The following is a 21,633-nucleotide window of genomic DNA, read 5'->3' as shown; positions in this document are numbered from 1 at the left end:
TTGGGATCACTTCAATTTAGAAAACCGTTATCGGCTGACCAAGTTACTTGTAAGGGCTGACAGAGAGCGGGGAATAATCTGATGACCAGAGGCATTCGCAATAACAATCCGGGCAATATTGATAACAACCCAGCGAATAAGTGGCAAGGCCAATTACCGCATGACCCAAATATTGAAAAGCGATTCTGTCGGTTTGAGACGGCAGAGCATGGAATTAGGGCTTTGATGAAGTTGTTGTGCAATTACCATAAAGGCGGACATAACAGCGTGTCTAAGATTATCAACCGCTGGGCACCAAATATGGAAAACAACACTTCAGCCTATATCAAAGGGGTTGCCGGAGCACTGAACGTCGATCCACATCAAATACTCGATATCAATAAACCGACGCTGATTGCGCTAGCCAAATCTATTATCCGGCACGAGAACGGCCAACAGCCATATCCAGATGAAGTATTTGAAAAAGCATTTAACTTGCTCTGAATCCCTAGCCTCGCATTTGCGGGGCTTCTTTTTATCTGCGTACTGACGTGCGCAACACCCAACCATGAGCTTATAGAAATAGAGCCTGAGAAGTATCGCCAGGTGGCGACCTCTCATGGGGCGATATTTCTACGTCAGCAGGCTCTTATTTTTATAGGAATACGCAATGCTAACTTTCGAAGAAGCAAAAAGGCTGTTGAATTATGATCCTGCCATGGGGGTTTTTACTTGGAAGGTAAAGGTAAATAGCAGCGTACATGCTGGCGATGTCGCTGGTTGGGATGACGGCAGTGGATATATTCGAATAAAAATAAAAGGCAAGGCTTATAAGGCTCACAGACTTGCTTGGTTTATGCATTATGGAGAGTGGCCGAATATGAATATAGACCACATAGATAGGTGCAGGAGCAATAATGAAATACAAAACCTAAGATTGGCTTCACATTACGAGAACTCAGTCAATAAAGGAAAGCGCACCAACAATAAATCCGGGATTAAAGGTGTTAATTGGGAAGTAAAAAACAAAAAATGGAAAGCTCAAATACAGGCTGATGGTAAAAAAATTTATCTTGGTCTGTTTGACGATATTGAGTTGGCTGAGATTGTTGTCATGGCCGCTAGGGATAAACTTCATGGTGAGTTTGCTTGTCACTCGTGATTGAAGTTTATAAGTGATATTTCACGGGTCTATGGTTGATATGAAATTTAACAGTCAGTACTTCACGGCTGGTGCTTTTGCTGTCGTCGCTGGCCTGCTCTGGTTCTATTACAGTGAGTATCAGGACAAGGCCGAAGCATACGATAACTTAAAGTTACAGCATGACCAGCAGCTCATCGCGATAAACCAGCAGCAAGAACGCATCCAACATCTTGCAGAACTCGACAAGACTCACACACAGGAACTCGCCCATGCCAAGACTGAAATCGACACTCTTCGGGCTGATGTTGCCGCTGGTCGTCGTAAGCTGCGCATCAAAGCCACCTGTCCTGTGCGTGAAACCACTCCCTCCGACAGCGTGGTCACTTCAACCACCGTCGAACTCCCTGGAGAAACTGGATCAGCTGTTCTCGATATCCGAGAAGGCATCATCAACGACCGGGCAAAACTGAAGTATTTGCAGGGTTATGTGAAGGCTGAGTGTGGGGGAAGATAATGATGAGGATTAGGGATATTAAGTACAAAACAGCGTCATGGGGTGAAGTAAGAGTAGATGTTTATGCCAGTGATGAACGCAAGTCGTTTATTGAAATTTATTGCGACGGTGATATGGAATCTGACACCGCAGACAAAATTGCGTTTGACGTTAAGCGCTGGCCAGTAGGAACAAAAATAACAGTTGAAGTACCTTGCTGTCCGACGTGTGGTCTGGATGCTGAATTTCAGGATGGCGCTGGTAAATGTGAATGTGACTTTGACTGGAAAAACTGGGCTGAGGAACAGTATTCATGAACACCCCCCCACCCCAGAGCAAATGATTCTGGGGTGGGGGAGGGGGAGTTTTGAGATGTATCTTATTATCTGTAGTAATTCAGGCTTAATCTGACAGCCGCCCACTACATTTACATCCAAGATTCATCATCTTCATCAAACCATTCCTTGTACGTCGGACTTCTCTGAGAATAGATTGATGATTGAGGTTCATATCGCGTTTGAGGTCGAGAGAGTGGTCGTGGAGCGCCTGGGGGTCGCGCATAAGGATCGTATGTAGTATTAACACTCTGTTGCGATCTTTGAATTCTTGTTGGCCTACTGACTTGAGTTGGTGAATATCGTTGTATGCCGGAGGTACTGGGTTGAGGGCTTCTTGATGGGGATGGACTTTTATTTAACAGAGAACGTAGTGTTGAATGACTTTCTTGTCTTGAAAATAATGAAGAGGTTGGAGAAGGCGCAGGGCTTTGGTAATTACTCAAACTATCTCGGACATTTTGGTACTTTCCTTTACTCCACCTTTCTGCAAAACGATTGATGTAGTTACTTTCTTCTTGTGTGAAACTAGGCAGTATTATGTTTTGATATGAATTAATTGTTACATTATATCCAGCGTGATCGGTCAGTCTGAATTCTAACTGTGGTTGGGGCCTTAAAACGGGAATGGTAGGTTCGAACCCCAGCTGATGAAGAATAGCACTGAGAGTGTTAGTACCCCTACCTCCACTGAAAGACGATAGTCTAACTTTCTTTATGAAATTCTTTCTTACATTTATATCAGCGAAACTAATAAGTAGCGTTCTTACTCCATTGTTAGGGAGAGTAATTTCTTGCAACACAGGCGTATTATCGGGGTTTTTATAGTTTTTCAGCTCTCGAAAAACTTCATCTAACTTGGGAACAGGCATAAGCACCTCCAACAAAAAATATATCTTCAACATTCCATACCCCCATCTTCACCGTAAAACAAGCGAATAAACCTTAACTATTAGTTACGCTCTGAAACTAAACACAATATTTCTTTACCCATTCCCTTGAGTGGTTAAAGCAATAACCCATGCCATCATCCCCGTTCTCATCGCGTACCCAACGCACACGGGCGGGTGGCATTTTTATTTTCAACTATAGGGATTTCCTCAATAGTTGATTTATGGGGTGGACAAAAGGAGTAAAGCTATTGATTTTTCTTGCTTATCTTGTCGACACCCCCTGCGTCGGGTTATCGCCGTCTGCCGGTATTAGCTGTGACATGTTTCCTTGCCATCGAGCGTACAGACAGAATCAAAAATAACCCATGCCCCTGAGAACAACAGGTCATTATCAGCAACATCCGCTGTAGGCAGAAAAAGTGGTGTGACAGCCGGAGAGACGGCCTGCATTGCCATCATGATTCATTGAGTCGTGATCGCCATGTAGCAATCCATGGAGAACAAAACATGTCACAGAATATAGATACAGCAACATACAACATCACCGTTGGTGTCAACTACAACACCAAAACATTAAACCAACTGGAATCACAGTTAGAGCACATTGTTGAGCTACTGGAACGCATCAAAGGTCAACATGATGATACAGGTATGAAACTGGCCGCTGATAAGGGCGCTGAAACTATTCTAGATAATGCAGAGAAGATTTATGGAATAGCCGGAAAGATTCACCTGAAATCAGCAATCATCGGTTCGGCCCAAACAACCGAGTTAATCAATGACGATCACATCCGCCAGATAGTCCGCGAAGAGCTGCGCCAGTTCGTTACCCGCGAGAGTAAACTGGGCGGCTTGTTCTCGGTGTGGTGATGCTATGCCAGCACGCATACCCCGAGCCTGCCGTAAGCAAGGCTGTCCTAAGACTACCACTGACCGCAGCGGCTACTGTACCGAACACCTGCACACCGGCTGGCAATCTCACCAACAAGGCAAGAGCCGACACGAGCGCGGCTATGGCAGTAAGTGGGACACGTTACGGGCACAAGTAAAGCAGCGTGACAAACACTTATGCCAGCAATGCCTACGGGCAGGTCGGGCAGTCACCGGCACCACCGTCGACCACATCATACCGAAAGCGCATGGCGGGACGGATGCACTCTCGAATTTGGAATTATTGTGCTTTGCCTGCCATCGACGTAAGACAGCGACGGAACGATTACGGTAGCAAGGGGAGGGGGAGGTCAAATCCCTGCCACTCTCGCCCTCAAGGACCGCCGCCTAACCTCTTTTCAGATCGCCGCAGGTTAGAAAACTTTTTTGGGGGGATCCCCAAGCGGTATTCAATTGGAGAAAACTATCATGTCAGGGCCACCTAAAACCCCGACCCACTTGCGTTTGGTCAGGGGGAACCCATCAAAACGCCCGATCAATAAAAACGAACCGCAGCCCCCGAAAGGGATCCCCTCAACCCCGAAGTATTTTGATAAGCAGGGCAAGTACTGGTTCAAGCGCATGGCGGAAGAACTGGATGCTGTCGGTGTCCTCACGCAGCTGGATGCCCGGGCGCTGGAATTACTGGTTGAAGCGTATGTGGAATACCGGCATCACTGCGATACCTTGGCGCTGGAGGGGCACACCTACAAGAACATGACGGACAGCGGAATACTCATCAAGGTTCACCCTGCCGCCATCATGAAAGCTGATGCGTGGAAACGGTTACGCGCCATGCTCGGCGAGTTCGGCATGACCCCCTCCACCCGGTCAAAAGTGAACCGGAACGGCGAGGATGAAGCCGATCCACTGGAAGCGTTCCTCCAAGCAAGAGACTGATGATGGCTAAGGTGATTGACGGTATTCGCTACGCCGAGCGCGTGGTGGCCGGTGACATTGTGGCGGGGGAACTGGTTCGGCTGGCCTGTCAACGTTTCTTGGCGGACTTGAAACACGGTGAAACACGCGGCATCACATTCAGTGAACCCCGCGCCCAGCATATCCTGAACTTTTATAAATTTGTGCCCCACGTCAAGGGCGCACTGGCAGGCAAGCCCATCGATTTGATGGACTGGCACGTCTTTATTCTCATCAATCTCTTTGGCTTTGTCCGGCCATTGGTGGATGAAGCCACCGGGGAGATTGTGCTGCGCAATGACGGCAGCGGGCGCCCGGTGATGGTGCGCCGGTTCCGCACGGCTTATAACGAGGTGGCGCGTAAGAATGCCAAATCCACGTTGTCGTCCGGTATCGGGTTGTACATGACCGGGGCAGACAGCGAGGGCGGTGCCGAAGTTTATTCGGCAGCCACCACCCGGGATCAGGCCCGCATTGTGTTTGAAGATGCCAAGAACATGATCAAGCAAGCCAAACCCACATTGGGGCGCTTGTTTGACTTTAACAAGCTGGCGATTTATCAGGAACAGTCCGCCTCCAAATTTGAGCCGCTGTCCAGTGACGCCAACAACCTCGACGGCCTCAATATCCACTGCGGCATTGTCGATGAACTCCATGCCCACAAAACTCGTGACGTGTGGGATGTATTGGAGACCGCTACGGGCGCGCGATTGCAATCCCTGCTGTTCGGCATCACCACGGCGGGCTTCAATAAGGAAGGCATTTGTTACGAGCTGCGGGATTACGCGGTGAAGGTGCTGCGCGGGCAAGTGGAGGACGACACCTTTTTCGGCCTGATTTATACGCTGGATAAAGAAGACGACCCCTTTGACGAAACGGTGTGGCAGAAAGCCAACCCCGGGCTGGGTATCTGCAAACGCTGGGATGACCTGCGCCGGTTGGCGAAAAAGGCCAAGGAGCAGGTGTCTGCCCGGCACAACTTTTTCACCAAGCACATGAACCTGTGGGTCACGGCCGAATCGGCGTGGATGGACATGCTCAAGTGGGATGAATGCGAACCGCTTCCCCCGTCGCATGAACTGAAAACCTACCCGCTGTGGGTGGGCGTGGATTTGGCGAACAAGATTGATATCTGTGCGGCGGTGAAGGTGTGGCAAGGGAATAACGGCCATGTCCATGCAGACTGTAAATTCTGGCTGCCGGAAGGCCGGCTGGAACGGTGCTCCCGGCAACAGGCTGAACTGTATCGCAAGTGGGCGGACAGGGGGGTGCTGACGCTGACTGACGGGGAGGTGGTGGATCATGCCCAGATAAAGGACGAGTTACAGATTTGGCTCAGTGGCGACAACCTGAAAGAACTCGGCTTTGATCCGTGGAGTGCGGTGCAGTTCAGTCTGGCCTTGGCCGAAGAGGGGATCCCCTTGGTGGAAGTCGCCCAGACCGTACGCAACCTGTCGGAAGCCATGAAGACACTGGAGGCCTTGGTTTACAGTGGTAAGTTTCATCACAACGCCCATCCGGTGATGAACTGGATGATGAGCAATGTCACGGTCAAACCGGACAGGAATGACAACATTTTTCCCAACAAATCCACGCCGGAAGCCAAGATTGACGGCCCCGTTGCCCTGTTTACCGGTTTGAGCCGCTTGTTGGTCAATGGCGGGGAACAGGCCGAAAGTCTGTCTGACGTGTTGACGAGTCGCGGCCTGCGCGCCCTCTGAGGTTTTTTCATGAAAATATTCATCATTATTGCCCTGCTGGTCGGGTTGGCAGGCGGCGGCCTTGTGTCTTACGGGGCATGGCTGCTGCTGCCGGCAGCAGGGTTTATCGTGGCTGGCCTGTTGTGTCTGGGCTGGTCGTATTTGGTGTCACGCATGCTGGGCAACCAACCGGATAGGGAGGCCTGATGTTCTTTCCCGGACTGTTTCGCAAATCTGCCGCCCCGATGACCTCCCGTGATTTAAGTGAATTGATTGGCCTGTCGTATGACACCTACAGCGGACGGCGCGTCAGCCCGCAATTGGCGATGCAGCTTACCGCTGTGTTCAGTTGTGTGCGCGTACTGGCGGAATCGGTCGGCATGCTGCCGTGTGCGTTGTATGAACAACTGGCACGGGGGAACCAACGGGCCGTCAAGGAGCGGTTGCACACGCTGTTGTCAGTCAAACCCAATAACTATATGACCCCGCAGGAATTCTGGGAGTTATTGGTCGCGAGTTTATGCCTGAGGGGGAACTTTTACGCCTACAAGGTCAGGGCACTGGGGGAAGTGGTGGAGCTGCTGCCCCTCGACCCGGGCAGTGTGACCCCCAAACTGAACAGCGACTGGCAGCCTGAATATCAGGTGACCTTTCCGAACGGCGAGAGCCGGACGCTGACACAGGATGAACTCTGGCATGTGCGCATTTTTACGCTGGATGGCCTGACCGGGTTAAGCCCGATCGCCTATGCCCGGCAGGCCATCGGGTTGGGACTGGCGACCGAAGAGCACGGCTCCCGGTTGTTCGGTAACGGTGCGGTCACCAGCGGGGTGTTGCAAACCGATCAATCCCTGACGGATGACGCCTTTGATCGCCTGAAAACCGATTTTGAAGCCCGGCATCAGGGACTGGTCAATGCCCACAAGCCGATGATTCTGGAAATGGGGCTGCAATGGAAGCAAATCAGCCTGTCTGCCGAAGATGCGCAGTTTCTGGAAACCCGCAAGTTTCAACTGGAAGAAATCTGCCGGATTTATCGCGTGCCGCTGCACATGGTGCAAAACACCGACCGCGCCACCTTTAACAACATTGAGAATCTGGGGATTGGGTTTATCAATTACTCGCTGGTGCCTTACCTGACCCGTATTGAACAGCGCATCAATGCCGGGCTGGTGAAACGCAGCAAACAGGGGCAGTTCTACGCCAAATTCAATACCGGTGCCTTGTTGCGCGGGGACATGAAATCCCGCCTTGAGGCGTATGCCAAAGGCATTAACTGGGGCATTTACTCGCCGAACGAATGCCGGGCGTTGGAAGAACTGAACCCCCGCGAGGGCGGGGATATCTACCTGACCCCGCTGAACATGACCACCGATCCCGATATCACCACGGAGAAAACACCGCATGTCGATGATGACCAAACAACGGCTTGATATCCCCCTGAAAATCAAATCCGTCAGCGACTCGGGTGAGTTCGAGGGCTACGGGTCGGTCTTCGGGGTGAAAGACAGCTATGACGATATTGTGTTGCCCGGCGCGTTTGCCAACACCCTGAAGCAGTGGGGCGAAAAGGGCAGTTTGCCCGCCTTGCTCTGGCAGCACCAAAGGGATGAACCCATCGGTATTTACACCGAAATGCACGAAGACGAGACCGGGCTGTACCTCAAGGGGCGATTGCTGATTGATGACGATCCACTGGCAAAACGGGCGCACGCCCATATGAAGGCCGGCTCCCTGTCCGGTTTGTCCATCGGCTATGTGCTGAAAGATTGGGAATACGACCGGGACAAAGGGGCTTTTTTACTCAAAGACCTCGATTTGTGGGAAGTGAGTCTGGTGACCTTTCCCGCCAATGATGAGGCCCGGGTGAGCGAGGTGAAATCGGCCTTTGCCCGGGGTGACATCCCGGCACAAAAAAGTATCGAACGCGTCCTGCGCGACGTTGGACTCTCCCGCGCTCAGGCCAAGGCATTCATGGCTGAGGGCTACGGGGCATTGTCTCTGCGTGACGCTGAGGCCGTGTCGGCACTGAATGCACTGAAATCCCTAAATTTTAAATAACACGGAGTTTATTCCATGACTGTAGAAATCAAAGACGTCCAGCAAGTCGCGCAGGAAATCCAGCAGCGCTTCGACGAGTTCAAACAGAAAAACGACCAGCGTATTAACGCCATCGAGGCGGAAAAAGGCAAGCTGGCCGGGCAGGTCGATACCCTGAACGGCAAGCTGTCTGAGCTGGATACCCTGAAAACCGCCCTGGAAGAGGAGCTGGCGGGGCTGAAACGCCCGGCAGGCGGTAACAACAGCAAGGCGGTGAACGAGCATAAAACCGCGTTTGCGCAATTTATCCGCAAAGGAAAAGACGACGGGCTGGCCGAACTGGAACAAAAGGCCATGCAGACCACGGGCGATGCCGAAGGAGGCTATGCGGTGCCGGAAGAGCTGGATCGCAACATTATCAATGCGCTGAAAGATGAAGTGGTGATGCGCGCGGAGTGTAATGTGGTGTCCGTGGGCAGCCCCAACTTCAAGCGGCTGGTCAATCAGGGCGGCACCAACAGCGGCTGGGTCGGGGAAACCGACGAACGCCCGGAAACCAAAACGCCGAAACTGGCGCAAATCGATCCGGTTTGGGGGGAAATTTACGGTAACCCGGCAGCCACCCAGACCATGCTGGACGATGCGTTCTTTGATGTGGAGGCGTTTATCACGTCAGAGCTGGCGCAGGAGTTCGCCGAGCAGGAAGAAAGCGCCTTTACCCACGGCGACGGCAAGAAAAAGCCGAAAGGCTTGCTGGCGTACGGCAGCGACATCGCGGATGATAAAACCCGCCAATGGGGCACCCTGCAGCATTTGCTGCTGAAAAAGCCGACCGAGGTCACCGCTGACGAAATCATGCAATTGATCTACACCCTGCGCAAGCCGTACCGCAACGGGGCGAAGTTCATGATGAACAACAACATGTTGTTTCAGGTGCGCACCCTGAAAGACAGTCAGGGCAATTACCTGTGGCAGCCGGGGCTGCAGTTGGGCCAGCCGTCTGCGTTACTGGGCTACGGTATTGCGGAGAATGAGCAATTTGCCGATTTGGGTGCCGGTGCCGTACCGGTGGCGTTCGGTAACTTCAAACGCTGTTACACCATTTTGGACAGGCTGGGTGTGCGCATGCTGCGTGACCCGTATACCCACAAGCCGTTTATCCACTTCTACACCACCAAGCGCGTAGGGTCGTTGCTGGTGGACAGCAACGCCGTGAAACTGCTCAAGGCGGCAGGAAGCAGCAAGCCATAACCCCCGTGGCGGCCGGCGTGCCGCCTTATTCAGGAGTCAATCATGCCATTACCCACGATTGAGGAGTTGCGACTGCAGTGCAAAGTGGACGAAACCGAGGACGATGAACTGTTGCTGACCTACCTCGCCAGTGCCCAAGAAAAAGCCGAGAACTACCTTAACCGTCACCTTTATGAAAAGTCTGTACCGGAAGACGATCCCGACGGCTTGCTGATTACCCCACTGATTAAACTGGCTTTAATGCTGGCGGTGGGGTTTTGGTATGAACACCGCGAACCGAATGTCTTAGCCAACGGGTTTAAGGAGTTGCTGAATGATTACCGTATCCGGCCTGTCAGGGGGAAATCATGAACATCGGCCGATTGCGCCATCGCATCACGATCCAGGGCACGCGCAGCCGCCAGACGGACGCGGGCAGCGTCATCAAGGAACATTACACCGTGGCCACGGTCTGGGCGGAGGCCAAATTTATCAGCGGTCGAGAACGGGTCGCCTCTCAGGCGGTGCTGTCGGAAAGTGTTGTCCGGTTCTGGGTGCGCTATCGCCCGGATATCGACACCACGATGAATATCATTTTCAAGGGCAAGGCTTACGCCATTCAGGCGGTGATGCCGGACAACAAATTAACCCTGTTAGAGCTGCTTTGTCAGGAAGGAGTGAAACAATGACGACGGTGGATTTTTCTGCACTGAAAGCACTGTCACGGGATTTGGCGCTACTCAGCCAAGCCGAAAGCAACACGGTGTTGCGCCAAGGCACCTATGCCGGGGCTAAGATCCTGCGTGACGAAACCCGAAGCCGTGCCCCGGTCAGAACGGGCAAACTCCGCAAGAACATCGTGGCAACCAACCGCCGGATGGGGCGGGACGGCACCATTTCTGCCGGGGTGTCGGTGCGGGGAACGAATCCATCCGGCACCAACAGTGATACCGGGATGAAGAAAAACGACCCCAAAAACGCCTATTACTGGCGCTTTCTGGAGAAAGGCACCTCCAAGATGGCGGCAAAACCCTTCATTGACCCGGCCTTTGAGGCCAAGGCCGATGACGCCGCCGAGGCCGTCTTTGCGGCCGCCCTGAAGGCCATTGACAGGATGCTGGCAAAATGAAGGACGGCGACCTGTTTAAACTGCTGAAACCGGTGCTGCCCGGGCGGGTGTTTCCTTACTTAATCCCCTTGACTGAAAGAAAGTCCGACTCGCTGTGGTGCGTGTTTTCCACGTACAGCCTGACCCGCGATGTACTGAGTGGCCCGGCCGTGAAAATGACCCGCATTCAGGTTGACGCTTACGCGCCCACCCTTGAGCGTGCCGAGCAGATTGGGGAAGACGCCCTCCATGCCCTCAACCCGTTGGCCCCGTTTGACGTGGAGCACGAGAACAGTTTCGAAGAAGATACCGAACTCTATCGCGCTTCCCTGACCTGCAAAATCTATACCCAACCCCGCTAACCCTTTATCAATCAACCCAGCCGGAGAAACAACATGGCTAAGTTTGAACGCACCCTTGAAACGTCGCTGTCGGTGTCCGCTGATACAGCCACTGACGCGACCAGCGCCCTGATTAACTGGGTGCCGATTGACACCTCTGTCAAAGAAATTAACTACACGGGCGGGCAGAAGTCCGACATTGAAGTGACCACGCTCGGCTCCCGTGAACAGGAGATGATTAACGGGCTGGCCGCCCCGGCGGAAATTACCCTGTCCGGGCACTGGACGGCCGAAGAGAAAGGGCAGGACATTTTACGTTTTGCCTACAATACCGATCAGGCCTACGCCTTCCGGGTTCAGTTCCCCAGCGGCCATGGCTACACCTTCTTGGCGGAGGTCAGGCAAGAAACGTGGAGTGCCGCCGCCAACGGCATCGTCAATGCCACCTTTACCCTGCGCATGAAAGGCCGCCCGGTGCCGCTGGCGAAAAAAACCAAAACTGACCTCGTAAAAGGAGAACACGCATGAATATTCGCCAATTGGCCCTGACCCCGAAATTGGGCTTTCGCACCAAAACCGTCACCGTGACCGAGTGGAACAACGCCACCGTGACCTTACGTGAACCCTCGGCGGGGGCATGGGTACGCTGGAATGAAATCACCCGCCCGGCAGAGGAAGACAAAAAGCGGTCCACCGAAGAGGTGGTACTGCGCAATACCCGTGCTGATGTCGTGTTGTTTATTGATGTGTTGTGTGATGAACACGGCGATCCGGTCTTCACGCCCGACGATATGGACAAGGTAATGAACATCTATGGCCCCGTGCATGCCCGTTTGTTGCATCAGGCACTTAGTCTGGTGACCGACCGTGACGAGGCGGAAAAAAAGTCAGCGCCCCATTGACCGGTTTTCTGCTGACACTCGCCCTGCGACTGGGAAAAACCGTGGCCGAGTTGCAGGGCAGTTTAAGCGCCAGCGAGCTGATGCTGTGGATGGCTTACGACCGCGAAAACCCCCTCAGCGACCGGCGGGGGGATATTCAGGCCGCACAGGTGGCGGCAGCTGTCTATCAATCGCAGGGCGTCAAAATCAGCCTGAATGAAGCACTGCTGCAATGGGGACATACCGACGACGCGGCACGGGACGACTTTGAACAATTTTTTGCGGATCTCGCATAGGTGACACTGTGGCAAAAAAACTGCGTGAACTGATTATCAAAATCTCGGCCAATTCCAGCTCGTATCAGGCGGAAATTGCCCGGGCTGCCCGCTTGGGGGAAAATTACCACCGGGTAATGGAAAATGGCAACCGAAGTGCGGCCGCCGCCGCCCGGGGCAGTACCGCTGCCCTGCGTGACCTGAACAATCAACTGGTTTCCGTAAAAGCCTCTGCACTGGGCATGGCCGGGTCGTTTGCGGGTATCTTCGCGACCAGTAAACTGGTGGAAACGGCGGACAAGTGGACAAACCTCAACGCCCGCCTGAAACTGGCGACCCAATCCACGACTGACTTGACCCACAGTCAGCGATTGCTGATGGAGATGAGCCAAAAGACCGGGACGTCATTTGAGGCCAACGCCACCGTCTTCGCCCGCTCTGCCGCCCCCATGCGGGCGCTTAAATATGCCTCGCAAGACATCGTCAACATGACCGAGACACTGGCCACCGGGCTGAAAATTTCCGGCGCCAGTGCGGCGGAATCCAGTTCAGTGTTGATCCAGTTCTCGCAAGCCATGTCGTCGGGGGTGTTGCGGGGCGAGGAATTCAACGCCATGGCGGAAAACGGCGGGCGCTTGATTCAGGCGCTGGCGGACGGCATGGGCGTTGCCCGAACCCAGCTCAAGGGGATGGCAAACGACGGCCTGTTGACTATGGACAAGGTGATCCCGGCTTTATTGAGTCAGTTGGGGAAATTGCAGGACGAATACGGCTCGATGGGCGCGACGGTGGAAAAGTCCATGGCACGCGTACAGAACGCCTTTATGCAATGGGTGGGGGATGTCAACCAATCCACTGCAACCACCAAGGTGTTGTCAGGGACACTGGATACAGTTTCCAAAAACATCGACGCGATAGCGACTGGTTTAGGTGTTGTGGCAGCTATTGGTGCCGCCAGAGTCTTTGGTGACATGGCAAATGGGGCGATTAGTTCGGCTCGCGGAGTGTTTCAGGCTTATCGTGCTGAAGTGGCGCTGGCGGATGCGCAGGTCAGGGGAACGCAAGTTGCGACTGCAAGGGCAAGGGCGGCGGTATATCGGGCGCAACAAGCCTTGATATCTGCCCAAAACACGGATAAACAAGCGCTGGCGGAAAAACGACTGACACAAGCTCAGGCGCAACTCAATCGCAATATCGAAGCCCGAAAAGCTGCGCAGAATAGGTTAAATGGCGTGACCTCAGCCGGTTCTCGTTTGCTGGGAGGGGCTTTGGGGTTGATTGGTGGCATTCCCGGTCTAGTACTGATGGGCGCGGGCGCATGGTACACGATGTATCAGAATCAGGAGCAAGCCAGACAGTCAGCACGGGAGTATGGAAATACCATTCAAGAGGTACGACAGAAAATAGATAAAATGTCAGCGCCTCAGCTAGCTGATAATAGCTCAGAAACGATCAATGCCGCGAAGGAGCAGGAACGAGTAGTCGCTGAGCAAGAGAAAAAAATACACTCTCTGAAAAATCAGATTGCTGGACTCCAAGAAATACTGGCAAAACCGGGAGGAATGATAGGTGATTATATGATTAATCACCTCATGTCTCGAACAGAGGCGACTCAAAAACTGAAAGATGCACTATTGCAACTTTCCGCAGAAGAAGAGCGATTAGGGCAACAACAAAATCATCTTACAGATATTCAGGAAACGTTAGCAGAAATCGACCGTAGACGCATTGACTTACTCAAGCAAAAAACAGCAGAAGAGGCGGCGGCTCATCAATCTTTACTCATGATGAATGCTGCACATAGCGAATTCAATCGCTTAATGTCTGTGGGGAACAGTTTACTTGAAGGGCGCCAACAACATGTTCAAATTCCGCTGATGCTGCCTCAGGCTCCTTTGGATGATAAGCAAAGGGATTTTCTTAATAAATCTGAACGCGATCGGGTGCTTTCTTCCCTTCAAGGTGAAGATAAAATAAGAAAACAGGCCGAGTTCGCTGCTGAAGATCAGGGATTAAATACCTTAGAACATCAGAGTAACTATCAAAAATACCTCAATAATGTAGTCGCTACTTATCGCAATGGAGAAAAGGCAAGAGAAGCACAGACTGCTGCTGCCAAAGCTGCCAGTGATGCAGCCAAGGCAGCACGGGAAGCGGCAAGCGCACAGGCAGATTATCGGAACAAAGTCAGTGAATTGAACACACAGTTGGCAACCGAAGCGATCCGCTACAGGGAAGGCAACACCGCCGCCGAAGCCTTTGCGGCTTCCATGTCCTCGGGTAAAAACTTTACTGAGGCACAAAACAACGAAATCCGCCGGCTTAACAGAACGCTGGAAGAAGCCAAGCAGAAATACCAAGACCTGCAGGACGCCATTGCAAACGATCCCTTCCGCAATACCGCCGAGACGGCGAAAAAAGCCCGTGAACAATTGGAGCGCCAGCTTAAAAGTAAGCAGGTAACACCGAAAGAGTACGATCGTCGCAAGGAGGATATTTGGCAGGAGGAGGTCAGGGGCAACACCAGTGCCAAACAACAGTATGTCGTTTCGGCCAAAGATGCGTTGCTGGGTGAGGTTGATCCCATACAGGATTTGGACAATCAACTGGCGCGCAAAAAAGCGCTGTATGAAGCCTATGCCGAAACACAGGTTATCGGTGTGCAGCGCAAAAATGAATTGATCCTTGCCGCAGAACGTGACACGGACGCCAAGCGCATCGAGGCTGCCAAGCAGGTATTTGCCAGTCAGGGCGACCTGCAGTCACTTGCGGTGACGATGTTCGAAACCACCCAAGAACGGATGGGTAACATGGTGACCGGTCTGCTGACGGGCAGTAAATCCCTCCGGGAAGGCATGTCCGAAATGTTCGCCTCGCTGGCACAGGATGTGGTGAAAAGTCTGGTCAAAATGGCGGCGCAGGCCTTGATCACCAACACCATCATGAAAGGGTTGGAGTCCATGGGCGGGGGTGGCATGGGGGCCGGGTTTGCCTCTTTGTTCGTCAAGAATGCCAAAGGTGGTGTTTACAACTCGCCCAGCCTGAGCCAGTACAGCGGGCAGATTGTCAACCAGCCGACCGTGTTTGCCTTTGCGAAAGGAGCCGGATTGATGGGGGAAGCGGGGCCGGAAGCCATTATGCCATTGACACGCGGGGCAGATGGTTCGCTGGGGGTGCGTGTCATTACGCCAAAGGAACTGGAAGGCAATGGAAAGGGTAGCACCAAGATCAATGTCTACATCACGGACGGAAAAACGGAAAGCACCTCATCGAATAGTGATAAACAGGCTTTCGGGCGGGAATTTGGTCAGGCGGTCGCCCAGGTTTATTTCAGAGAGCGTGACAAGGACTTACGGCAAGGTGGTGTCATCAACAAAGCGATAAGGGGAGGCCGATGATGGAAACCTTTATCTGGCAGCCCCGCGTGAATGCCAGTTCAAATGTCGAGTTTGCCCTTCGAAAAGCGAAATTCGGTGATGGTTATGAACAGGTGTCCGGCGCGGGGATTAATCCCAAGTCGATGAAATGGAGCGTGGATTTTATCGGCAATGAAAAACACATTGCTGACATTATCGCCTTTCTTGACCGACATGAAGGCCACAAGGCTTTTATCTGGCGACCACCGTTGGCAAAAAAAGGCTTGTTTCGGTGCGAAAGCTATAAGTATCAGGCCATTGATTACAAAACCTATTCCCTTTCAACCGAATTCATTGAGGCGCACGCGCCCTAGAGGAAACCCCCATGCTGACTGCTGACGTACAGAAGCTGGATGCCGGGAATACTGTCCGGCTTTATGAGATTGGCGGGACAAAATTCGGGGCTGAGGTACTCCGTTTTCATGCGTATGGCATGCCCATTACCGAGGAAGAGATTGAGGCGGCAGAGAAAGCGGGCAACCCGCCGCAACCCAAATCCCTTTGGTGGCAGGGGGATGAGTACAAACCGTGGCCTGTCCAGATAGAGGGGCTGGAAATGTCCACGGACGGGCAGGCCGCCCGCCCCCGTTTATCGGTAGCGAATATCGAGGGAACGGTCACTGCGCTCTGTCTGCAATTTGAGGATATGGTGCAGGCGAAAGTGATTATTCACGATACGCTCGCCCACTATCTGGATGCCAGAAACTTCGCCGAGGGAAACCCGACGGCAGATCCACAACAAGAGCGGCAGAACTTGTTTTACATTAACCGGAAAACCTCCGAAACAGACAAGGCGGTCGTTTTTGAACTGGCCAGTCCGGCATCATTGGATGGCCTGATGATCCCTACCCGGCAAATTCACGGGGTGTGCACATGGCGTGCGCGGGGTTGGTATCGAACTGGCAAAGGTTGTGACTACGCCGGGACAAAATATATTGATAGCAACGGTAACCCGACGGACGACCCCAGTAAAGATCGCTGCCCCGGCACCGTGACAGCCTGTAAGTATCTGCACGGTGAGGATGAACCGTTGCCCTTTGGGGGATTCCCGGCCTCGTCACTTATCAGGAGGTCGTGATGCATGAAAAAACATTGGCCGCCATCTTTGAGCACGCCAAGCAAACTTATCCCAATGAATGTTGTGGGGTAGTGGCCCAGAAAGGCCGCGTAGAAAAGTACCTGCCCTGTAAAAACCTCGCCTCAAATCCCACAGAACAATTTCAATTAGACCCCCATGATTACCTTGACGCCTCAACGTGGGGAACCATTACCGGTATTGTTCACAGCCACCCCGATGCCACAACCCTGCCCAGTGATTTGGATGAAGCCCAATGCGATTTCACCGAATTGCCGTGGCATATCGTGAGCTACCCGGAAGGGGATGTCAGAACCCTTTACCCGCGTGGTGAACTGCCTTTGGTGGGGCGTCCGTTTGTGCTGGGCGTTTATGATTGCTACGGTCTTGTAATGAGCTATTACCGCCAACAATACGGCATTGAACTGCAGGATTATCGGGTGAATTATCCGTGGTGGGAGCAAGGCGAGAATTTGTATATGGATAATTTTGCACAGGCGGGCTTTATTGAAGTCACCGGTGATCCGCAGGAAGGCGATGTCGTGCTGATGCAGGTTCAGGCAGATGTGGTTAACCATGCCGGAATTTTAGTGGCGGGGAATTTATTGCTGCATCATATTTACGGGCATTTAAGCCAGAAAGTCCCTTATGGCGGATACTGGAAAGACAGGACTATTATTATATTACGTTATAATAAATAGTAATGATTTTATTTTTGTTTTTCGAATGATAATGTTGTTTTTTTTGTAAATAAAACCAATTGAGGATATTTATGTACAACAGTTATGACGATTCTGGATTTTCATTGCTAGGACCTTTTTTTATTTTAATTATCATTGCACTTGTTGGGCTTGCGATTAATTTCTTTATAATACGATATGCAAGTAGAGCCAACGAATTACTGGACACGCAGAAAAAAATATTACAAGAGCTAAAAATTCAAACAGCTTTATTATCTGGGGATAAAGGTAATTCAGAAATAAATTCTGCATATCTGGATGCAATTAGAAAAATGCAATCTACCAACTTATTAGAAAAAGGAGGAATGGTTGCCCAGTACAGGGTAATGGATGTGGCTAAATTATATAACAACCTAATGGCAGAGGTTGAAGCTAAAAATTTATCTATTATGTCTGCGAGAAATGCATTCCAAGCTGAAATAGATAGATTATCCTCTGAATTAAATGAATCTCAAAAAATGTCATTTTTAAGTTACTATAAAGAAAATATCAAGTAAGCATTATTTAATTTTATATCAACCCGCTTCGGCGGGTTTTTTTATGAGGTTAATATGGTTTCTACAGAATCCTCACTTCGCACTATCCGGCTTCATGGCGTCCTCGCCACGAAATTCGGTGCCACCTTTAACTATGCCGCCAGAGATGCCCCGCACGCTATCCGCGCCATGAGCAAACTGGTGGCCGGCTTTGAAACCTTCATGCTGAATGCCCACAAGCAGGGAATGACCTTTTCGGTCATTGTCGGCGGCAGAAGCTACCACAAAGACGAACTGGACATGACCAAGGGTGACCGGGATATCCATATCATGCCGGTGATCATCGGCAGTAAAAAAGCGGGCATCTTCCAGACTATTTTAGGCGCAGTGATGGTGGTGGCGGGGGCGCTATTATGGGCGACCCCGATTGGTGCACCGATGGTGATGTCCGGGGTTGGCATGATGCTGGGCGGCGTCTCTCAGATGCTGGCCCCTCAGCCACCGGGCTTGGGGATGCGCGAGTCACCGGAGAATAAACCGTCGTATGCGTTCGGCAGTCCGGTCAATACCACGGTTCAGGGCAATCCCGTGCCGATCCTCTACGGTTCGCGTGAAATCGGCGGGGCGATTATCTCGGCCGGGGTTTACACCGAAGACCAGTATCAGACCGAGCAAATTGAGAAGCAACGGAAGCACAATTTCAGCGAGACAGTGAAAGGGAAACCGTTTGACGATGGGCAAGCCGAGAAGCGAAGGGGGTAAAGCGCGATGTTCAGACACAGTATAGTCGGTGCAAAAGGTGGCGGCGGGGGCGGACGGACGCCCGTCGAGATGCCTGATAACATCCAGTCCAATGCCAAGGCACGGGTCTTGCTGGCACTGGGGGAAGGGGAATTTGTTAACCATCTCACCGCAAAAGACATCTACTTGGACGGCACCCCCTTGCAGGGTGACAACGGCACTCTGAATTTTGATGGGGTCAGTTTTGAGTTTCGTCCTGGTACGCAGCATCAGGACTACATCAAGGGGATGCCGGCGGCTGAGAATGAAATCCGGCTGAATACCGAAATCAAGGCCGGGACACCGTGGACGAAATATATCGCCAATACCAAACTGTCTGCCGTTCGTGTCCGTCTTGGTTGGCCGGCATTAAGGTCGCTAAAAGAGAACAATGATACGGTGGGCTACCGCATCGATTATGCCATTGAGCTGTCCACGGATGAGGGCAGCTATCAAACCATTTTTGATACCCACATCGACGCCAAAACGACCACGTTGTATGAACGTTCCTATCGCATCAATTTGCCGGATGCCAAAGCCGGCTGGACGGTGCGGGTGGTCAGGAAAACCCCCAACAGCACCAGTGAGCGTATCATCGATAAAATGAATATCATGGCGTTTACGGAGGTGATCGACGCCAAATTACGCTACCCCAATACCGCGTTGCTGTATGTCGAATTCGATGCCCGGTTGTTCAACGGCACTGTTCCCCTGATTTCCTGCAAACCCAAGGGGCGCATTATTCGTGTGCCGTCTAATTACGACCCGGTTAACCGGACTTACAGCGGTATCTGGAACGGCACCTTTAAATGGGCGCACAGCAATAACCCGGCGTGGGTACTGTACGATATCCTGTTGAATGATTTGTGTGGTCTGGGTGACAAAATCGACAAGACCCAAATCGATGAAACCGCGCTGTACCCTGTCGCGCAATATTGCGACCAGCTTGTCCCGGACGGGAAAGGGGGCGGAGGCATGGAGCCGCGCTTTACCTGCGATGTTTACATTCAGTCCCGCGCAGAAGCCTATAAGGTACTGACCGACATTGGCGCAATATTTCGCGGTTCGGTCTACTGGGGCGCTAACCAGTTCGTTGCCATGGCTGATATGTCGGACGACATTAAATACATTTTCACGCAGGCCAGTGTTATCAACGGTGATTTCGTCTACAGCGGCGGCAGCGAACGCAACCGGAGCACGGTGGCCATGGTGAGCTGGTCAAATCCGGACAACCATTACAATGATGAAGTGGAAGTGGTGTCGGACGATGATTTAATCCAGCGCTACGGCATCAACCAACTCGATATTGCTGCCATTGGCTGTACCCGCCAGAGCGAGGCGCAGCGTCGGGGAAAATGGGCGCTCCTGACCAACGCGCAGGATGGCATGGTTTCATTCCGTGTGGGGCTGGAGGGGCAACTTCCGATGCCCGGATTGATTATTGGCGTGGCGCATAAAAACAGGGCCGGGCGCGTTATCGGGGGGCGTATCCAGTCGGTGGAAGGACGCAATATCACGCTGGACAGACACCCTGATGTGAAGGCCGGTGACCGCTTGCTGGTCAACTTACCGACAGGCAGGTCAGAAGGCCGGACAGTGCAGGCAGTGAATGACAATGTGGTGACCGTCACGACCACTTACAGTGAGTCGCCTGTCCCGGAAGCGGGCTGGGCGGTGGATGCGCATGATTTATTCATTCAGCAATATCGCGTCGTGGGTATCAAGGATAACAACGACGGCACGTTCGAAATCACCGGGCTGCATCACGATCCCGACAAATATGCCCGTATCGACACCGGGGCGCAAATTGATGAACGGCCCATCTCCATTATTCCGGCCAGTGTTCAGCAACCGCCAACGTCGGTCAAGGTTGAGGGATTTTCTTTTGTTCAGCAAGGCATCTCTACAACTACCGTGCGTATCTCATGGGCGGAGACGGAAGGGGCGATCGCTTATGTCGGGGAATGGCGCAGGGACAGCGGTAACTGGATAGCGATCCCCCGCACGGCGTCGCTGGGCTTTGAAATCCCCAACGCCTATTCAGGCCGCTATCAGGCGCGCATCAAGGCCATTAACGCCTTTGATATCCCGAGTTTGTTTGCCTCGTCGGGGGAGGTGAATATCACCGGCAAACAGGGTAACCCGCCCGCTCCCTTGGGCTTTAAAACCACGCCGATACTCTTCGGTATCCAATTGGATTGGGGATTTGCCTCCAACACCAGCGACACCCTGAAAACGGAAATTCAGTACAGCCAGACCCACGACGGCGAAGGTGTGATGTTACTGGCGGACATTCCCTACCCCCAACGCATGCACACAATGCAAGGACTGGCGGCCGGGGTGGCGTTCTACTTTCGTGCCCGGCTGGTGGACAAATCCGGCAATCAGTCCCCGTGGACGGACTTTATCCGGGGGGAGTCTTCCGATGATACGAACTGGATAGTGCAGGCGGCAGGTGACCAGTTTATGACGGCGGAGGCCGGGAAGCGGATTAAAACCGATATCGACTGGATTAATGAATCCACGCTGATGCTGACAGGCATGCAGCAAACATTATCACGGGAACTGATGCAGCGTGACGGGGAGAACAAGGCGCAAATCAGCGAATTATGGGCGGTCAGGGTGACAGATAAAGAGGCGACCGCACAGCGGTTGACTGAAATACGGACAAACCTCGACAACACCGCAGCGGATGTGATCACCAACAAACAGGCCATCTCCAGCACGCAAAAGGCGCAGGTGGAATCGGTAGAACACCTTCAGGCGCAACTGGGTGACCAGAAAGCGATGATCAACACCAAGATGCAGGCGGAATTTAACCAGACCGGCAACGGGTACGCCATGCACAGTACGAACATCACCCTGAACTACCAAGGGCA

The 21,633-nt window shown here is 52.4% G+C and carries 27 protein-coding genes; 26 read left to right on the top strand and 1 reads right to left on the bottom strand.

Going from position 1 to position 21,633, the window contains the following annotated elements; all coding sequences use genetic code 11:
• The first annotated feature begins 81 nt into the window (after positions 1-81).
• The 4 genes from BM100_RS20800 to BM100_RS20785 all read left to right on the top strand — a co-directional run bounded on the left by BM100_RS20800 (position 82) and on the right by BM100_RS20785 (position 1,933).
• Positions 82-483 (top strand): structural protein, encoded by a 402-nt coding sequence (locus BM100_RS20800; protein ID WP_092514403.1) that lies wholly within the window; start codon positions 82-84, stop codon positions 481-483.
• Positions 484-649: 166 nt separating this feature from the next.
• Complete coding sequence (locus tag BM100_RS20795) at positions 650-1,141, top strand: HNH endonuclease (RefSeq protein ID WP_092514401.1); 492 nt, start codon at positions 650-652, stop codon at positions 1,139-1,141.
• 31 nt (positions 1,142-1,172) lie between these two features.
• Positions 1,173-1,637: a lysis protein gene (locus tag BM100_RS20790; RefSeq protein WP_244590532.1), complete on the top strand. Its 465-nt coding sequence runs from the start codon at positions 1,173-1,175 to the stop codon at positions 1,635-1,637.
• Entirely contained in the window at positions 1,637-1,933 is a 297-nt protein-coding gene (locus BM100_RS20785; protein WP_092514399.1) for a hypothetical protein, read from the top strand. Before BM100_RS20790 ends, BM100_RS20785 begins: the two co-directional genes overlap by 1 nt.
• A 1,220-nt stretch (positions 1,934-3,153) precedes the next feature.
• Here the strand turns inward: BM100_RS20785 and BM100_RS23315 are convergent.
• Complete coding sequence (locus BM100_RS23315; protein WP_175494991.1) at positions 3,154-3,303, bottom strand: hypothetical protein; 150 nt, start codon at positions 3,301-3,303, stop codon at positions 3,154-3,156.
• A gap of 48 nt (positions 3,304-3,351) precedes the next feature.
• Between BM100_RS23315 and BM100_RS20775 the strand changes: the two genes are divergently transcribed.
• From BM100_RS20775 to BM100_RS20675, 22 genes are all read left to right on the top strand, one after another.
• A complete protein-coding gene (locus BM100_RS20775) occupies positions 3,352-3,714 on the top strand; it encodes a hypothetical protein (RefSeq protein ID WP_092514395.1) in 363 nt (120 codons plus the stop codon).
• Positions 3,715-3,718: 4 nt separating this feature from the next.
• Positions 3,719-4,069 carry an HNH endonuclease gene (locus BM100_RS20770; protein ID WP_092514393.1) on the top strand — a complete coding sequence of 117 codons (351 nt, stop codon included), beginning with the start codon at positions 3,719-3,721 and terminating at the stop codon, positions 4,067-4,069.
• A 134-nt stretch (positions 4,070-4,203) separates the two neighbouring features.
• On the top strand, positions 4,204-4,674 hold the full coding sequence (locus tag BM100_RS20765; RefSeq protein WP_092514391.1) for a phage terminase small subunit P27 family: 471 nt from the start codon (positions 4,204-4,206) through the stop codon (positions 4,672-4,674).
• 2 nt (positions 4,675-4,676) lie between these two features.
• The gene (locus BM100_RS20760) at positions 4,677-6,413 is read left to right on the top strand and encodes a terminase large subunit (RefSeq protein WP_092514389.1); all 1,737 of its coding nucleotides are present in this window, start codon (positions 4,677-4,679) and stop codon (positions 6,411-6,413) included.
• 9 nt (positions 6,414-6,422) lie between these two features.
• Positions 6,423-6,599, top strand: a complete 177-nt coding sequence (locus BM100_RS23310) for a hypothetical protein (protein ID WP_169924642.1) — start codon at positions 6,423-6,425, stop codon at positions 6,597-6,599.
• Complete coding sequence (locus tag BM100_RS20755; RefSeq protein ID WP_092514387.1) at positions 6,599-7,825, top strand: phage portal protein; 1,227 nt, start codon at positions 6,599-6,601, stop codon at positions 7,823-7,825. The genes BM100_RS23310 and BM100_RS20755 overlap by 1 nt, the downstream gene beginning before the upstream one ends.
• Positions 7,803-8,453: an HK97 family phage prohead protease gene (locus tag BM100_RS20750; protein ID WP_092514409.1), complete on the top strand. Its 651-nt coding sequence runs from the start codon at positions 7,803-7,805 to the stop codon at positions 8,451-8,453. The genes BM100_RS20755 and BM100_RS20750 overlap by 23 nt, the downstream gene beginning before the upstream one ends.
• Positions 8,454-8,468: 15 nt before the next feature.
• Positions 8,469-9,683 carry a phage major capsid protein gene (locus BM100_RS20745; protein WP_092514385.1) on the top strand — a complete coding sequence of 405 codons (1,215 nt, stop codon included), beginning with the start codon at positions 8,469-8,471 and terminating at the stop codon, positions 9,681-9,683.
• A gap of 42 nt (positions 9,684-9,725) precedes the next feature.
• Positions 9,726-10,034 (top strand): head-tail connector protein, encoded by a 309-nt coding sequence (locus BM100_RS20740; protein WP_092514383.1) that lies wholly within the window; start codon positions 9,726-9,728, stop codon positions 10,032-10,034.
• On the top strand, positions 10,031-10,351 hold the full coding sequence (locus BM100_RS20735) for a phage head closure protein (protein ID WP_092514381.1): 321 nt from the start codon (positions 10,031-10,033) through the stop codon (positions 10,349-10,351). The genes BM100_RS20740 and BM100_RS20735 overlap by 4 nt, the downstream gene beginning before the upstream one ends.
• Positions 10,348-10,791: an HK97-gp10 family putative phage morphogenesis protein gene (locus BM100_RS20730; RefSeq protein ID WP_092514379.1), complete on the top strand. Its 444-nt coding sequence runs from the start codon at positions 10,348-10,350 to the stop codon at positions 10,789-10,791. The genes BM100_RS20735 and BM100_RS20730 overlap by 4 nt, the downstream gene beginning before the upstream one ends.
• The gene (locus tag BM100_RS20725) at positions 10,788-11,132 is read left to right on the top strand and encodes a hypothetical protein (protein WP_092514377.1); all 345 of its coding nucleotides are present in this window, start codon (positions 10,788-10,790) and stop codon (positions 11,130-11,132) included. Before BM100_RS20730 ends, BM100_RS20725 begins: the two co-directional genes overlap by 4 nt.
• A 33-nt stretch (positions 11,133-11,165) precedes the next feature.
• Positions 11,166-11,639: a phage tail tube protein gene (locus BM100_RS20720; RefSeq protein WP_092514375.1), complete on the top strand. Its 474-nt coding sequence runs from the start codon at positions 11,166-11,168 to the stop codon at positions 11,637-11,639.
• A complete protein-coding gene (locus BM100_RS20715; RefSeq protein WP_092514373.1) occupies positions 11,636-12,013 on the top strand; it encodes a phage tail assembly chaperone in 378 nt (125 codons plus the stop codon). Before BM100_RS20720 ends, BM100_RS20715 begins: the two co-directional genes overlap by 4 nt.
• Positions 12,010-12,288, top strand: coding sequence for a phage tail assembly protein T (locus BM100_RS20710; protein ID WP_244590531.1), 279 nt, complete (start codon positions 12,010-12,012; stop codon positions 12,286-12,288). The genes BM100_RS20715 and BM100_RS20710 overlap by 4 nt, the downstream gene beginning before the upstream one ends.
• 8 nt (positions 12,289-12,296) lie before the next feature.
• Complete coding sequence (locus BM100_RS20705) at positions 12,297-15,665, top strand: phage tail tape measure protein (RefSeq protein WP_092514371.1); 3,369 nt, start codon at positions 12,297-12,299, stop codon at positions 15,663-15,665.
• Entirely contained in the window at positions 15,662-15,997 is a 336-nt protein-coding gene (locus tag BM100_RS20700; protein WP_420855290.1) for a phage tail protein, read from the top strand. Before BM100_RS20705 ends, BM100_RS20700 begins: the two co-directional genes overlap by 4 nt.
• Positions 15,998-16,008: 11 nt before the next feature.
• Positions 16,009-16,761 (top strand): phage minor tail protein L, encoded by a 753-nt coding sequence (locus BM100_RS20695; RefSeq protein ID WP_092514369.1) that lies wholly within the window; start codon positions 16,009-16,011, stop codon positions 16,759-16,761.
• A complete protein-coding gene (locus BM100_RS20690; RefSeq protein WP_092514367.1) occupies positions 16,761-17,459 on the top strand; it encodes a C40 family peptidase in 699 nt (232 codons plus the stop codon). Before BM100_RS20695 ends, BM100_RS20690 begins: the two co-directional genes overlap by 1 nt.
• 71 nt (positions 17,460-17,530) lie before the next feature.
• On the top strand, positions 17,531-17,995 hold the full coding sequence (locus tag BM100_RS20685; protein WP_092514365.1) for a YebO family protein: 465 nt from the start codon (positions 17,531-17,533) through the stop codon (positions 17,993-17,995).
• A gap of 54 nt (positions 17,996-18,049) precedes the next feature.
• Positions 18,050-18,736: a tail assembly protein gene (locus tag BM100_RS20680; protein WP_338066800.1), complete on the top strand. Its 687-nt coding sequence runs from the start codon at positions 18,050-18,052 to the stop codon at positions 18,734-18,736.
• Between the two features lie 69 nt (positions 18,737-18,805).
• A partial coding sequence (locus BM100_RS20675) for a TipJ family phage tail tip protein (RefSeq protein WP_244896543.1) occupies positions 18,806-21,633 on the top strand: 2,828 nt, incomplete at its 3' end.

This window comes from Xenorhabdus mauleonii, assembly GCF_900113945.1.
Taxonomy (GTDB): domain Bacteria; phylum Pseudomonadota; class Gammaproteobacteria; order Enterobacterales; family Enterobacteriaceae; genus Xenorhabdus; species Xenorhabdus mauleonii.
This window is presented reverse-complemented; position numbering and strand designations above follow the sequence as displayed.